The sequence below is a fragment of the Photobacterium profundum genome (assembly GCF_003026285.1).
In the GTDB taxonomy this organism is placed as follows: domain Bacteria; phylum Pseudomonadota; class Gammaproteobacteria; order Enterobacterales; family Vibrionaceae; genus Photobacterium; species Photobacterium profundum.
On sequence record NZ_PYOD01000003.1, the window covers coordinates 171,150 to 185,725 of the forward strand.

11 protein-coding genes are annotated in these 14,576 nt (G+C 41.9%); 10 read left to right on the plus strand and 1 reads right to left on the minus strand.

Annotated elements, in window-relative coordinates:
• Window positions 1-6 precede the first annotated feature (6 nt).
• From C9J48_RS10280 to C9J48_RS10310, 7 genes are all read left to right on the plus strand, one after another.
• Window positions 7-492 (plus strand): hypothetical protein, encoded by a 486-nt coding sequence (locus C9J48_RS10280; RefSeq protein WP_006229905.1) that lies wholly within the window; start codon window positions 7-9, stop codon window positions 490-492.
• Between the two features lie 48 nt (window positions 493-540).
• Entirely contained in the window at window positions 541-1,359 is an 819-nt protein-coding gene (locus tag C9J48_RS10285) for an FTR1 family iron permease (RefSeq protein ID WP_006229904.1), read from the plus strand.
• Window positions 1,356-2,777: an NAD(P)/FAD-dependent oxidoreductase gene (locus C9J48_RS10290; protein ID WP_006229903.1), complete on the plus strand. Its 1,422-nt coding sequence runs from the start codon at window positions 1,356-1,358 to the stop codon at window positions 2,775-2,777. Before C9J48_RS10285 ends, C9J48_RS10290 begins: the two co-directional genes overlap by 4 nt.
• 28 nt (window positions 2,778-2,805) lie before the next feature.
• Window positions 2,806-3,396 carry a hypothetical protein gene (locus C9J48_RS10295; protein WP_006229902.1) on the plus strand — a complete coding sequence of 197 codons (591 nt, stop codon included), beginning with the start codon at window positions 2,806-2,808 and terminating at the stop codon, window positions 3,394-3,396.
• A 3-nt stretch (window positions 3,397-3,399) separates the two neighbouring features.
• Window positions 3,400-4,845, plus strand: coding sequence for a hypothetical protein (locus tag C9J48_RS10300; RefSeq protein ID WP_050764827.1), 1,446 nt, complete (start codon window positions 3,400-3,402; stop codon window positions 4,843-4,845).
• Window positions 4,846-4,885: 40 nt separating this feature from the next.
• On the plus strand, window positions 4,886-7,807 hold the full coding sequence (locus C9J48_RS10305) for a cytochrome D1 domain-containing protein (protein WP_006229899.1): 2,922 nt from the start codon (window positions 4,886-4,888) through the stop codon (window positions 7,805-7,807).
• A 334-nt stretch (window positions 7,808-8,141) separates the two neighbouring features.
• Window positions 8,142-9,674, plus strand: a complete 1,533-nt coding sequence (locus tag C9J48_RS10310; RefSeq protein ID WP_006229898.1) for a phospholipase D family protein — start codon at window positions 8,142-8,144, stop codon at window positions 9,672-9,674.
• Between the two features lie 94 nt (window positions 9,675-9,768).
• Here C9J48_RS10310 and C9J48_RS10315 read toward each other — a convergent pair whose 3' ends face one another.
• A complete protein-coding gene (locus tag C9J48_RS10315) occupies window positions 9,769-10,374 on the minus strand; it encodes a short chain dehydrogenase (protein ID WP_006229897.1) in 606 nt (201 codons plus the stop codon).
• Between the two features lie 149 nt (window positions 10,375-10,523).
• Here C9J48_RS10315 and C9J48_RS10320 point away from each other — a divergent pair, with 149 nt between their 5' ends.
• The 3 genes from C9J48_RS10320 to C9J48_RS10330 all read left to right on the plus strand — a co-directional run bounded on the left by C9J48_RS10320 (window position 10,524) and on the right by C9J48_RS10330 (window position 14,206).
• Window positions 10,524-11,408, plus strand: a complete 885-nt coding sequence (locus C9J48_RS10320) for a LysR family transcriptional regulator (RefSeq protein WP_006229896.1) — start codon at window positions 10,524-10,526, stop codon at window positions 11,406-11,408.
• 169 nt (window positions 11,409-11,577) lie between these two features.
• The gene (locus C9J48_RS10325; protein WP_006229895.1) at window positions 11,578-11,964 is read left to right on the plus strand and encodes a hypothetical protein; all 387 of its coding nucleotides are present in this window, start codon (window positions 11,578-11,580) and stop codon (window positions 11,962-11,964) included.
• A gap of 637 nt (window positions 11,965-12,601) precedes the next feature.
• Complete coding sequence (locus C9J48_RS10330) at window positions 12,602-14,206, plus strand: BCCT family transporter (protein ID WP_006229894.1); 1,605 nt, start codon at window positions 12,602-12,604, stop codon at window positions 14,204-14,206.
• Window positions 14,207-14,576: the final 370 nt, after the last annotated feature.

Genomic DNA, 14,576 nt, shown 5'->3' on the forward strand with positions numbered 1-14,576 from the left:
GTTGTTATGTCGATATCTGTAATGTCAGATCATAAACCTACTATGAGCCGCCTTAGTTTGTGGTGGCAGCATTTGGCTTATCACCATAAATGGGCTGAATCGTTACTTTATTTGATGTTTTTTAGTGGATTACTGTTGTGGGATACGATCAACACCAGTTGGCAAGTTGAACGTTGGACATTGTTATTTCACATGCTTGTTGGCGTTACTCTATTTTCGATTGTGGTAGGGGCTTTTTGGGCTGCCCATCGTCGACTAATACAATCCAGCAAAAAGCCATTCCTGCGTCAAACAGGTACTGCGATTGAGTGGTTGCTTATTGCTTGCAGCCTTAGTGGTTTTTACTTGTTTTTCTATGGTACGCCGGGGAATACCTTGGGCGTGATTATTCAAAATGTACACTTTTACTCATCTTGGTTGTTAGCACCATTAGTGTTTCGACATGCGATGCGTTGGAGTGTCATGAATGTTAAAAAATACTTAATACGATGAGAGCCGAAAAGGCCGAATTAAATCACATGTATTTATAGTGAGGAATTCATGTTACCCAGTTTTTTAATTACCCTTCGCGAAGGGTTAGAGGCATTTCTATTAGTCGGTATCGCTTTGTCGTACCTAGCAAAATTAAATGCACGACATTATAACAAGTACATTTATTTAGGGGCATTTGTTGGGCTACTGCTTTCTTTAGCTGTTGCTGTTGTGTTTCAGGTTGTTGTTGATCAGTTTAGTAACGAGCTATACCGTAACTATTTGATGGCTGGCATATTGATTTTTGCCACCATCGTATTGACGTATATGGCGATTTGGATGCAGCGCCAAGCTAAAAACCAAGTTGCTCAAATGCAAAAAGAACTAACAGATATGGTCAGTACCGGTAATTTATGGGGATTGATTTTACTATCAACGTTAGCAGTATTACGAGAAGGTTTTGAAACCATTCTATTTTTCTCTGCATTAATGTATTCAAGCATGGGAGAATTCAGTACTCAAGATGCACTTATCGGGGCTATTGCTGGGTTAGTGTGCGCATTGTTATTGGTATGGGTAATGCTAAAAGGTACCCGTAATGTACCGTTACGTTCGTTTTTCCGCTGGACAAGCTTATTCATTATTATCATTGCGGCAGGTCTGTTGTCATCAGCTATCAATATGCTGCAAGCCGCTCATATACTTCCTATTCTTCATGCCCAGCTTTTTGATATTTCACACATCTTAGATGACCGCGGTGTATTTGGTACTTTCTTACGAGCACTATTCGGTTATAACTCGTCACCAGGTTTACTACAGCTAGTAGTGTGGGGCGGTTACATGTTCACTTTCACTTTTTTCTGGCACCGAGGCTATAAACAAGCATGAGTCATTCAACAAATAAACATATAGCCGTACTAGGTGCAGGTCCTGCTGGCTTAATGGCTGCGTGGGAGTTAGTGGAAGCAGGGTATCAAGTTACCATTCTTGATCGTGATGATCATGTTGGTGGAATGTGTGCGACTCAGACATTTAAGGGTGAGCACGGTGAATATCGCTTTGATTTCGGCGGACACCGCTTCATAACTAAAAACCCTAAATTGCTTTCGTTTGTCGATGAGCTTATGGGGGACGATTTACTTTTTGCACAACGTAAAAGTGTTATTCGTTACCGTGGACGTATTTACCAGTACCCGCTTGCCTTAGTTGATTTAATTAAAAATGCACCGTTACCTTTGTTGGTTGGCGGTGCTATTGATCTGGGCAAACAATTATTCAAACCGAAGCCACAAGACCAATCAGCGGTAAGCTTTGCACAATGGATAGAAAGTCGCTTTGGTACCACGTTGTATAAAAACTTTTTTGAAGGCTACACCGCTAAACTGTGGGGGATTGATCCGGCGACATTATCAGGTGATTGGGCATCTCAACGAATCAGTCTAATGGATTTAAAAGACGTTGCTCGCCGTTTATTACCGGGGCGTCGTTCGTCGGTACGTACATATGCTCGCCAGTATCGTTACCCAAAACTGGGATTTGGACAACTATATACACGCTTAGCAGAAGAGTTAGAAAAAAGAGGGGTTGAGATTGTTCTAAATAGCGATGTTTGTGGCGTAAAAGTGAATGCAGATAACCAGATAGAAGTCATTGAATATCAACATGAAGATACAGTGAAAACGCTGGCGTGTGATCAGGTTATATCGACATTGCCATTGTCGCTGATGTGTAAGTTAACAGGCTTCGACAGTGAGCTCACGTTCAGGTCGTTACGTTTTCTTAATATGCCGATGGAGGTTGAAAATGTCTCTGATAATACATGGCAGTATTTGTCTGATCCGGAAATTCTGGGCACACGACTGCAAGAACCTAAACGTCGTTCATCTTTCATGTCTCCTGAAGGGCGTACTTCCGTCATGATCGAGATCCCATGTGATAAAGGTGATGACGTGTGGAATATGCAGGGTGACCAGCTGCAGCAACGAGTATTGAAGGACCTTGAAACGCTAGGTGTCGATCCTAAGCATGCAACGAAGGAATATTTCACCTCTTATACCGAGCATGCCTATCCATTGATGGACATGACTTATCAAGCTAAACGTGAAAAGGCTATTACTCATTTGTCGCAGTTTGACAATCTGATCATGACTGGTCGTCAGGGCACGTTCCGTTATATCTTCACCGATACAGCAATGGAAATGGGCATGATGGCAGCAGAATCGATTATTGATGGTGTTGACCGACGACGAGAAATTTTCGATTTTCGTAATGAAAAGACAGTGATTGAAGTGCAAAGCGTGGCTTAAAGCCATGCCTTGGTACAAGGAGAAATAGATGAAACTAATCATATCTGCACGTGTATTACGCTTATGCTTCGTTGTTTGTTTAGGGCTGATGACCAGCACCGTAAGTCAGGCGTATTCCTACGCGGCTGCAGGGAAAGAACCTGTTATTGATGGGCGAGAAACCATCATGCAGGCACTGGCTAATAATGATTTCGCGACGGTTAAATCGACTGTTGATGGTTTGAACGACGAATTTACGTATTTACTGAATGAACACAAAGTAGATTTAATGACCCCCATGACACAAGCTTTGGCTGAAAAAGATGCCGCTAAGGTGGAGTCGGTGATGGATCGTGCCGTGTTTGAAGAGATCGTTCGTCGATTAGATGGAGCAGAAAATAACTTGGCTGATTATCAGGTAGCGAAAGTGCTAGTGGTGAAAAGTAAGTTGTTTCTTGATTTGCTGTTACCCAAGCTTGATGACACCCAACGACAGCAAGCAGTATCGGCAATTCAAGGAGTATTGAGCGCGATTGGTAATCCTGGAGTATTCGGGGTTGGTCAAGCGCCCGCTGATCCAGCGGTATTTAAACAGCAGCGTGATTTGTTAATAAATGCAATTAACCCATTGAATGAGTGATTAATGTATCACTCATTATTGGTAAACAGCCGTTTTAATACAACGAGGTATAAGCTTTGTTGTTTACTCGTCATCACGTCTGTATACGTACTGTGGTGGGGGGGGATACGCAGTTTCCCTATGGCGTTAACCAGTGATGATGCGCTGAATTTCTCACGGGGTGTTGTACGTTTTTCAGTTTTAGAGTTTCGTCCTCATTTTCCTGGTTATCCGGCGTTTATCGGTTTTGCTCGAATAGCCGCGATTTGGGTTGATGTAACGATTGCTCCTATATGGGTTTCATTATTGTCAGCGATGATGATCCCCGTACTTGTTGCTCGCTTAGTGTTAGTGCTTTGTGGTTCATGGGCGGCTGCAACTTTGGGGTGTTTGCTGGCATTGGGGCAACCGCTGCTTGCGTCGATAGCACTCAGTGGGCTGTCGGATTCAGCAGCAATCATGTTGTTTCTAATGGCTTTGATTGCTGCAATGCAACAGAAAAATGGGAGGGTTGGTTTGTGGCTAGGTTTAATGCTGGCGACGCGTCCTTCTTATATGCCGTTAGCTTTCGCAATGCTATTAGTACCCTATTGGGAGGATCGTACGAGTTCTACAATACGTGCATATTTACAAGCTGGTGTTGTTATCGCTGTTATTGGTGCTGGTTGTTTGCTTTATATTTGGGCGCACGATGGCGCTGCTTATTTCGAAGAGGGTCGGCGTTTTACGTTAGGGCACTTTTCGATTTGGGGTAATACCGCAGAAGGTAATACGAATAGTCTTCATCAATGGTATGTCTCTTTAAGCAAGGGCTTTGGTTGGGTTGGTGTCGGGTGTGCTGCTTTATCACTGTTTTGTGCAATGTATAGCGGATTGTCATCAAAGTTTGGTCTGGGTGTTAACCATTCAACATCACACGGAATAAAGCAAAAACTAGCCTTGATTGCAGCTATTGCTGGCATGTATTGGCTTTGGGTAACTGTGGGGCAAAACCCTGATAACTTGAGGCATTGGGCACCTGTTCTATTTGTGTTTTTAGTTGTCTTTTCGGTTCAATTAGCCTTATTAGCGCATAGCGATATTGCCAATAAAATGTTGATAAATCCAGCGCATATCTGTGCTGTTGGTGCTGTTTTGTATTGTTTATCGCTAGGTTATCAAACGTATTCATCGGTACAGCGGGAAGCACCGATTCAACAAGCGATAGTTTGGATTAAAGCGCACCCGCAAGTGAATGTTGTGGGCACCAACTATAGTGTAAACCTATTGCGCGATCAGTTGGCGAGCTATTCAATCTACGACATGTATTACCCCAGCAGTAAATGGGCATTACGCGCAGCGGCGAAACAGGCACCTAAGAGTGCTTGGCGATTATCAGGAACACGATTAGACCAGCAGACGTTGGTTACGCAGTTCCTTCCAAGATTTATTGGTGAAAGGCGTCTTTTTTTATATCAAATTAGTCAGTGACTCAGCTTACTGGCTTGAAAAAATGTGAGTGGATAGGCGAATGATGTTAAGTAGTAAATATAAGCCTGCAAAGCAGCTTTTTCTGTTGATGTTAGTGCTGTTGAGTCAATCGGTATTTGGCTCAGAGAAAAGCAGCTCAATGTTGTTTAGTCAGGAAAAAACACAAATTATTAGCGCTAATTTTGATGCCGGAAGTGTCAGTATTCTTGATCGAGAAACGGGTGCGTTGGTCAATGAATCAACCATTGGTCGAGACATTCGACGCATTGCGCTGACCAATGATGGCAAATTGTTATTGGCGACTGATTATTTAAATGATCAGGTTGTTCTTCTTGATGCTAAAACATTACAAACTAAACAAGTAACAGCTGTACCTTCTCGTCCTTTTGGGGTGGTATTTGATGCGTTGAACCAGCAATTTTATGTAACCAGTTTTGAACGCGATAAGCTGCTAGTCATAAATCGACAGGGAGATATCACACAAACGCTTGATACAGCATCAACGCCTCGTGGTCTAGCTTTGACGGACGATGGTCGCCTGCTGGTGACGCATTCGCTGTCTGGTCAGGTTTCTATTTATGATGTAACCAAGAAACAGCCAAAATTGACTAAAACGATTCAATTAGTGGATAGTGAGGCCGACTCGGTTAAAACAAACCCTCAGGGCAAACCTCGTTTACTGGATAACATTGTAATTTCTCCTGACGGTACTCAGGCTTGGTTGCCTCATGTCTTGTGGTCGTTCGGGCATGACTTTCAGTTTCAGTCGACAGTCTTTCCAACGATTTCTCTTTTAGACCTGACGGTTGGCGATGAACATGAAATCATTGATGAGCGTAAGCAGTTATTTAAGCAAATTAATATAATAGAAAGTGGCAACCGAGTACGTATTGTCTCTAACCCACATGATGGCGCCTTTACCGATGATGGTAAAAAGGTCATTTTCACCCTTGCAGGCTCAGAAGACCTGATGGTGTTTGATTTATCGCGGCAAGGTAAGAAGAACAAAAAACGTCACCGTCGTAAGAAGTTTCAAGGTGGGGTTAAAGCAACTCAAATATACCGTAATGTTCCCGGCAATAACCCAAGAGGTCTATTGATTAATGGACGAGAGCTTTATGTACAAAACGCGATGTCATTAGACATTGCTAAGTTTGATACTGGGGCTGCGGGCCCATTTGCCAAGGTTAAATTAACGCAAGCCAATTTTGCTGATTTGGTGAAGGCAGATCCACTACCGAAGCAGCTTCGTGAAGGTAAAACTTTATTTAACAGTGCCAATATTGCAGATTCTCCGAACTTCCCAATGGCAGGAGACTTTTGGATGAGCTGTAATTCCTGTCATTTGGATGGCTTTAATTTTACCAATCGCCAGTTAATGGAAGATGGTAAAAAAGATCGGTTTAGCAACGCGGTGACGGGTCACGTCGATGTTAGAAAGATGATTGCAGGTGATGTAATTGGTGCATATATCGACATTATTCAAAAGACACAGGGCGGAATGGGCGGTGATCCAAGAGAGGATGCTTTACCTCTTATCAGCGTAGAAAGCCCGCCACTTGAAGCGGCAAAAATGATGTCTGCATTGAATGAATATGTTCGAGCCCCTGAAAACTTACCTTATCTTTCAACATGGCTTCGACTTGATGATAGAAAACGTTATACACACCCTGACGAATGGGTGAACTCGGCAGAGTGTGCTGATTGTCATACTACCATTTATGACCAGTGGGCAGATTCTAACCATGGTATGAACATGGATCATCCGTACTATCGGTTCCAAGAAGATGTTGCTGCACAAAGCGAAGGGGAAGAGTTTCGGGTACTTTGCCGAGGTTGCCATGCACCGCAAATGGTGATTAACAACGATACGAAAGCGTTGTCAGGTTTTGGCGATATGTACAGTAAAGGTGGACAAGATTTAAAAGAAGCATTCGCACATGGAAAATCTGTGAGTGAACGTGGAACAGGCTGTGTTTTCTGTCATCGGGTAACCAAAGCTGAAAATGCTGGTGGTAATACAGACATGACCGTTAACATTAAAGATCGCGAGAGTTATGTCTTTGAAGATGCAAAAAATAGCATGCTGAAATGGTTGTCTGAAAAACAGATTAATGCACTTCCAGCGAAGCATAAAGCATCGTATTCAAATCCTGATTTGTACCAGAGTTCGTTATATTGCGCGACATGCCATAATGAATTTACAACAGGTCAGGGGGCAAATGTTAACGACAACTTTGGTGAGTGGCTGGCATCACCTTTTAATGCCCCCGATGACCCGAAGAAAAATAAAACCTGTATCGATTGCCACATGACCCAAGATGTAACTGATTTTGATAATCGCGTTGGTGGTCAATCAACAAATGATGGACCAGTAAAATCGAACTTACGTTCACATCATCTAGTGGGAGGGAACTATTACTTCACTGGGATGCGTAATCCAGAACACAAGAAAATGAGTATCGACATACTCAAAACGGCATTAACCCTTTCAGTAAACAAAGATGGTAATCAATTTATAGCTAACGTTACTAATGTTAATTCCGGGCATGATATGCCGGGTGGTGCAAGGCGGCAGGTTTGGCTAGAAGTTATTGTGACTGACGTAAATGGAAAAACCGTATATACCAGTGGTGTAATGAAAGATGGTTATATACCGAAAGATGCGCGTAAATTCATTAAAGTCGGTGTCGATAAAGACGGCAAGCCTGTCGGTCTACGTTTTTGGCGCTATGTGAAAATTGGTAAAGATACGAGAATTAAGTCGGGTGAAACGCGTAGCGAGCGCTTTGAATTACCTCAAGATCTACAATATCCGATTACAGTGTCAACACGTGTTCTTTATCAAGTCTTTGCGAAGGGGCTTACAGAGAAGGTGCGTGACGCATATCCAGATGAAAACATTCCTGAACCAGAAGTGGTTGAGTTGGAAAAAGTAGTGCAAACGTATAATCAAAACTGATCGGTTAGGGTTGATATGATCAGTTGAACGACGTTGTAAATGCTAAAAGCCGAGTACATTCAATGTACTCGGCTTTTTTATTACGTATGAACAAGTTATAGTCGATTTTATGACTCGACCAAATTTAACAGCTCACGACCACGAATGGACTTTCATCTCCAGCAAGTTTTTGTCCCATTGTGTTTCAATGTAATTATTCAGTAGCAGGGGAAGGTAGCCAGTTTGGTATACTATTTTTTATAGACAAGTACCTATCAATTTCAGGCTTCACCAGAAATAATTAGCAGATAGAGCCAGAATTGGTTACTCAAAGTTAAAAAAGGAAGTTTAATAAATGTCTGTGTTCCAACGTATTCATATAACCCTATTCTTTGTCGCTATTCTCACTGGGTGCGCATCACTTCCCGAAGAGGTTAATCATCCTAATGAGCCTGTAGCCACTCCATTAACGAGTACATTGTCCGAATTGAGTGACATTTATCAGCTTCAACAGTCTACTCAAGAAACGAGTGCGATTCTGCTGCAAGATATAGGCTGGGACGCATTGGCGCAGCGGTTGGCATTAATCGAAACCGCCGAACACAGTATCGATATTCAGTATTACATATGGAATTCAGATGCTTCGGGTCACTACCTAGCAAACCGTTTGATAGCGGCTGCAGATCGTGGTGTTAAAGTCCGTGTAATGCTGGATGATATTAATCTTAATGAACGAGAGGATCTGCTCGTTGCTCTTGATTCTCATCCTCAAATCGAGATCCGTATATTTAATCCTATCCCAACTCGTCGTGGCGTCACAAAGTGGCTAAATTTCTTAGGTGATTTCTCTCGTCTAAACCGCCGCATGCACAATAAATCATTTACCGTTGATGGTGCTTTTTCCATTGTTGGTGGGCGTAATATCGGTGATGAATATTTTGACCTTTCTGATGAAATCAATTTTCGTGACCGCGATGTATTGGTAATGGGCTCGGTAGTTACCGACATCCAAGCTAGCTTTGGAGAATACTGGGACAGCCGTTGGTCTTACCCAGTCGATTTACTGGGAGGTGAAGTCGCACCATATAAGCCAGTGTTAGATGCGATTGCCGCGCCTAGTTACAAGAATTATCCCGCCTTGCCAGAAGGAAGTAAGGCAGCAAATCGATTCTTAAAAGATTTAATGGGTGAGATGACTTGGGTTCAAGCTCGTTTTGTTTCTGACCGACCAGTACCAGTCGACGAAGATAACACCAGTGAACCGAAGGCGACTGCCAGAGTATTGGCTGAACTAGCTCGTGAATCTGAGCAAGAAATATTATTGGAATCTGCATACCTCATATTTGATGATCGTCAATTAGAAGAGGTGCAGAAATTGACTAGTAATGGCGTTCAGATAACAGCATTGACCAATTCAATGGCCTCTAATGATCTAACAACTAACCACTCTGGCTACGCAGGTCGACGTCAGGACATGCTTGAACACGGCATACAGTTGTTTGAGTTGAAACCAGACACTAATCTGTGTGAAGAATCTACTCGAGACGTGTCTAAATGCGCTCCGACCTTAGCTTATGGTCTTCATGCTAAGTCTGCTGTTTTTGACAGACGCGTGGCTAGCATCGGCTCTTTTAACTTCAACTTACGTTCAACCTACCTTAACACCGAGTCTATTCTAGTCATTGAAAATCAAAGTGTTGCTGAAAGTCTTGCTGATGATATAGAACAGGCGATGAACGAGGATAATAGCTGGCGATTGAAATTACAAGAAGGCGAAGTCCGTTGGTATTCAGGTCAAAAAAGCTGGGAAAGCGAACCAGAGACAGGCCGATGGGAGCGATTTCAATCACGCTTCTTACAGTTATTACCAATAGAGAAGTACTTGTGAAGTAAGCTAATTCGCAAAGCTCCTAAGTTCAGGAGCTTTTACGAGTTATCGTGATCAAGTAGGAACCTGGCTCATAGACGTCAAATTTTGAATGTTAAGCATCGACAAAAATGACTTCACCGTTAATGAACCCGTCAACAGAACGCTCAAATGCTTTACCAACTAATTTACTTGGTACAGGCTCAAAACCAGGCATCATTTCACCATATATATCCCAGGCTTCAGCAAGTACTGTAGGGTTTACTACATTGATCCTTGTATTTCTGGGCATCTCATAGGCAACACATTTTACAAATGTATCAATGGCTCCACTGGTAGTGGCATCTGCAATGGCGTATGGAATAGGTTTTACATTTAAAATACCGCTTATTAAGGTAAATGAACCTCGATCAGCAATGTATTTTTGACCGATACGAACTAGGTTAATTTGCCCCATCATTTTGCTCATGACAGTCGTCATCCATTGGGCTTCCGTCATTTCTGGAAAGGTGGCATATTCACAAAATCCCACAGTATTGACCACTGCATCAAAGTGTCCCACCTTTTCATACAGTGCTTCAATTGATTTCTCATCGGTGATATCCACGATATGATCCACATCGCCTGAACGACCCGCTGTAATTACCTTGTGATTCCCCAGGCCTGATAGTGCCGCTTGTCCCATTTTACCTAATGCGCCAATTAAAATTACTGTCTTCATTTTGCTCTCCAATCATTGAATTAATTTGATGGTGAGACTTTACCTATTGCTTAAAACAATTAGAAACAATAGGAAATTGTAAGTGATACAAGATATATTGGTTAAGTGAAAGGTGGCAAAGCAAGACTATGTTTATAGTGAGGTAGGCCGTGAGTAAATTAGATCGATTAGATATAAAGCAATTGAGGGTGTTTCAGGCACTTATACGAGAAGAGAACGCCTCTAAAGCAGCAAGCGAACTTGGGTTGACGCAACAAGCGGTTAGTGAGCATCTGAAAAAACTGAGAGATGTGTTTGATGACAGATTGTTTATTAGGAAAACCAATGGTTTTGTTCCCACGCCATTTGCTGAAGATCTTTCTGCTAAAGTTGACAGGTTACTGATTGATTTCAATACATTGATTTCACAGACAAACTTTATTCCTCACAAGACTAGGGGGACATTTGTTATCTCTGCAACAGATTATGCTCAGCAGGTTATTTTACCGAACTTGATAGCAAAGCTGAGGAAACAAGCTCCAAATTTGAAATTGATAGTCAGGGATTTCGAAATAGATAAACTTCATGATTTAATGGAAAGTGGCAAAGTCAATTTAGCTATCGCCTTTCCAGACTATATTCCTGAGAGCTATAGGGTCGTAAAGCTATTTGAAGAGCATCACGTATGTGTCACATCAAGTCATTCATCGATATCTAACAAAACACCTTCATTGGCTGAAGTTGCAGCGTTCCCAACCATTATCGCTTCACCTTCTCGTCCTAATTTTAAAGGTTCGATTGATGATTGGTTTTCGCAATTTGGCTTAAAAAGAAATGTTGTTATATCGGCTCCCTGTTTTTCTATCGTACCAATGTATCTCGAAACCACTGACTCCATAGCGTTTTTACCTTCAAGAGCGATTAAAGGGTTGGATGTAGTAACCATTCCACTTGAGCAGAGTCCTGATAGTTTTGATGTTATTGCCGCTTGGCATTCTCGGTACAATGACGATCCACTACATAAGTGGGTCATATCATTACTAGAGGTTGATTAGTGAGCCTATAAACTATGTTTTTAGTATTAGCTGAGTGTTCAGCGTTACCTCGCTCTGCGCCCCGCCTCAAATTATCCACGGCAATCCAGTCTTCAATGTCTATTGAGATAGTATTTTGCTAGAAAACGCGCATAATCTTGCTATACAACACTCAAAGAAGAAATTACCTATGACTGATTTTCAATATTACTTTCATCAACTTCCTTGTTTTAACTGTAAAAAAACCACAGTAAGCACTGATCTTGGTTGGTTAACGGCTGCGATGAAAGATAATGTCCTAGCGCAAGTGGCTGCGATTATCGCGCAAGGTAACGTTGAGCCAGATCTTTCGGTGAACGTGACCTGTACTAAAGACGAAGCGCGTGATTACTTATTGCTGAATTTCTACGGTTACTCAGAAGAAGAACTAGCGAATCAAGTTGAAGCGAAAGATGAGCAAGAAGTAGCAGATGAAATAGCAGAGCTACTGGCAGAAGGTAACGATGCCGCAGTCTTTGAACACGAAATCGCACTACAAAGTTGTACTGATTGCGACATTGATGAAGAGTCAAACTAAGCGTAATCATTAAACTTAAACATGCTCATCATACATAACATGATGTTCTATTTATTTAAGGCGTTAGCAGAGTAGAGTTTGCTAACGCCTTTTTCATTTTTAGTTAAGCACAATTCATGGGGACAGTATTGCTTTTCGCCTATCGCAGCCTCCTATACCTGAGATAATCCATGAAATGCTAATTTAGCAAAGCCATTGATATGTTTCTGTCCAGCAGTGTGTTAATGGGGCTGTGTCACTCAGAATTGCCCCAAAGTGGGTTGCAAGCATTGATTAGATAGCAGTAGCGCGGATAGATTTGAGCTATTTGTGATGGTGCAGAATGTGTTGATTCCAGCAATAATTAAAGATATTTCTGTCAGTTCTTTTGATTGTGAAGCCCATGGTTTCGCAATTCTCCCATAGCCTTTCCCTTTTTTGCAGACAGAGAAGGGAAAGGCTATTGGTTAACATCTAATCAGGCAGCGCCATTTTGTGTTACAATACGTCGCTTGGGATTGAGCAAAAAGCCATTAATCACCTACAGCGGTGATTTATATCATGTTTGTTTATATGGTGCGGCTAGCCAATCAAGTAGTAACTGGATATGGAGTTGGTCCTTGTATTCGTTGATTCGGGTATGTGAACATCATAATTTATGGGTTTTAAATCAAAAAAGTACAGTATTGATTCTACTGATTATCAAGTTGGTCAAGATAACATCAGTAAATGGGGCATGGATGTCCACAACACAGTTTTCGTAGCCTCAGTCGGCTTATCTATTCTCTTCATTGTCACCCTTCTCGCATTACCGCCAGCAGATGCAAAAGCAGCTATTGATTCCATTAAGGGTGCTGTGCTATCAAATTTTGACTTCCTCTTTATGTGGGGAGCCAACATCTTATTAATCTTTGCCATTATTATAGCCTTTTCACCTTTAGGTAAAATTCGCTTAGGTGGTGAAAACGCAACGCCAGATTATTCAAAAGCATCTTGGATTTCGATGCTATTCGCTGCCGGTATGGGTATTGGACTTATTTTCTGGGGTGTTGCAGAGCCAACCGCGTTCTTTACCAACTGGTTTGGAACTCCACTTAATGTTGAACCTTTTACAGAGGCGGGTCGTGAACTGGCATTAGGCGCAACCGTCTTCCATTGGGGCTTACATGCATGGGCTATCTATGGCATGACAGCACTTTGCCTTGCCTACTTTGTTTACAATAAAGGCTTACCACTCTCAATGCGCTCTGTGTTTTACCCATTATTAGGTGATCGAGTTTGGGGGAAAACAGGTGATGTGATTGATATCTTAACGGTATTGGTTACTTTGTTTGGCCTTGCAACGTCTCTTGGTTTAGGGGGCACACAGGCGGCTAGTGGTATCAGCCATGTTTTCGGAATGGAAAATAATATCTACCTTCAACAGTCCATTATCGTATTGATTATGGGCTTAGCCATTATTTCTGTTCTGCGTGGTATGGATGGCGGGGTTAAGTTTCTCAGTAACCTAAATATGGTTATCGCATTTATATTCCTTGGCCTTATTGCTATTTTGAATTTCACTACAGTATTGGATTCCTTAGTAACTGCTGTAACGGGTTATGTAAAAAACATTATTCCGTTAAGTCAAACCTCGGGTCGTGATGATACAACGTGGTTGCATGGTTGGACTGTGTTCTATTGGGCGTGGTGGGTTGCGTATGCACCTTTCTTTGGTATGTTTGTAGCTCGTATATCTAAAGGACGCACCGTTCGCGAATTCCTTCTTTGTGTAATGCTTATTCCGACAATGGTAACAACGGCTTGGATGTCAATCTTCGGTGGCGTTGCTATTCAACAAGTAATAGATAAAGTTGGGAAATTAGGTGTAGATCAAGGGATTACCGATGTCTCTCTAAGCTTGTTCCATATGCTAGATGCTTACCCGTTCGGGGATATTCTATCCTTTATTGCTGTAGCACTGATTATCGTTTTCTTTGTAACAACGTTAGATTCAGGCTCTATCGTTATTGATGGTATGACCGCAGGTGGTAAGTTAGAAGTACCAGTGAAACAAAAGGTAGTTTGGGCTGTTATCTCTGGTGCTATCGCAATGGTTATGTTGTGGATTGGTGGCACTCAATCTATTCAAGCTCTGCAATCAATCACCATTATTGCAGCAATGCCGTTTACTATTATTCTTCTGTTGGGCAGTGTGAGCCTGTTTAAAGGGCTGTTGACGGAAGTTAATAAACCTCAGGTATCGACTAACCAAGTTAACTAATCACGCTTGTTAGTCGTTAGATTAATAATTAGGTTTACAGTAAAACTCTCTGGTACTTCGTGCTGGGGAGTTTTTTTCTTTTTAGAAAAGAGACTTAGAGCCACAATTGAGTGGAATTTTGTAGCTCTAAATCTTGATATTACGCGTTCAATTAGTGTTGGTGATAGGTCTGCGTAGTTGTAATTCATTTCAAGGACTAATCCTCATTTTGCTAAATTGGTTAAATTACTGACATGCTTCTGTCCAAAGGCGTGTTAATGGAAGCCTGTGTCTCATTGTGATTATGGCTGACTGTGAAGCCGATGAACGGCAGAATTAAATAACCATACTCATTAAACGTTCGACGAATCAGCAAGTACTTTTATTGTTG

What these genes read in the sequence shown, in the direction of transcription:
- C9J48_RS10280 (WP_006229905.1), top strand. Translation starts at nt 7, where the DNA reads ATGTCGATATCTGTAATGTCAGATCATAAACCTACTATGAGCCGCCTT.
- C9J48_RS10285 (WP_006229904.1), top strand. Translation starts at nt 541, where the DNA reads ATGTTACCCAGTTTTTTAATTACCCTTCGCGAAGGGTTAGAGGCATTT.
- C9J48_RS10290 (WP_006229903.1), top strand. Translation starts at nt 1,356, where the DNA reads ATGAGTCATTCAACAAATAAACATATAGCCGTACTAGGTGCAGGTCCT.
- C9J48_RS10295 (WP_006229902.1), top strand. Translation starts at nt 2,806, where the DNA reads ATGAAACTAATCATATCTGCACGTGTATTACGCTTATGCTTCGTTGTT.
- C9J48_RS10300 (WP_050764827.1), top strand. Translation starts at nt 3,400, where the DNA reads ATGTATCACTCATTATTGGTAAACAGCCGTTTTAATACAACGAGGTAT.
- C9J48_RS10305 (WP_006229899.1), top strand. Translation starts at nt 4,886, where the DNA reads ATGATGTTAAGTAGTAAATATAAGCCTGCAAAGCAGCTTTTTCTGTTG.
- C9J48_RS10310 (WP_006229898.1), top strand. Translation starts at nt 8,142, where the DNA reads ATGTCTGTGTTCCAACGTATTCATATAACCCTATTCTTTGTCGCTATT.
- C9J48_RS10315 (WP_006229897.1), bottom strand. Translation starts at nt 10,374, where the DNA reads ATGAAGACAGTAATTTTAATTGGCGCATTAGGTAAAATGGGACAAGCG.
- C9J48_RS10325 (WP_006229895.1), top strand. Translation starts at nt 11,578, where the DNA reads ATGACTGATTTTCAATATTACTTTCATCAACTTCCTTGTTTTAACTGT.
- C9J48_RS10330 (WP_006229894.1), top strand. Translation starts at nt 12,602, where the DNA reads ATGGGTTTTAAATCAAAAAAGTACAGTATTGATTCTACTGATTATCAA.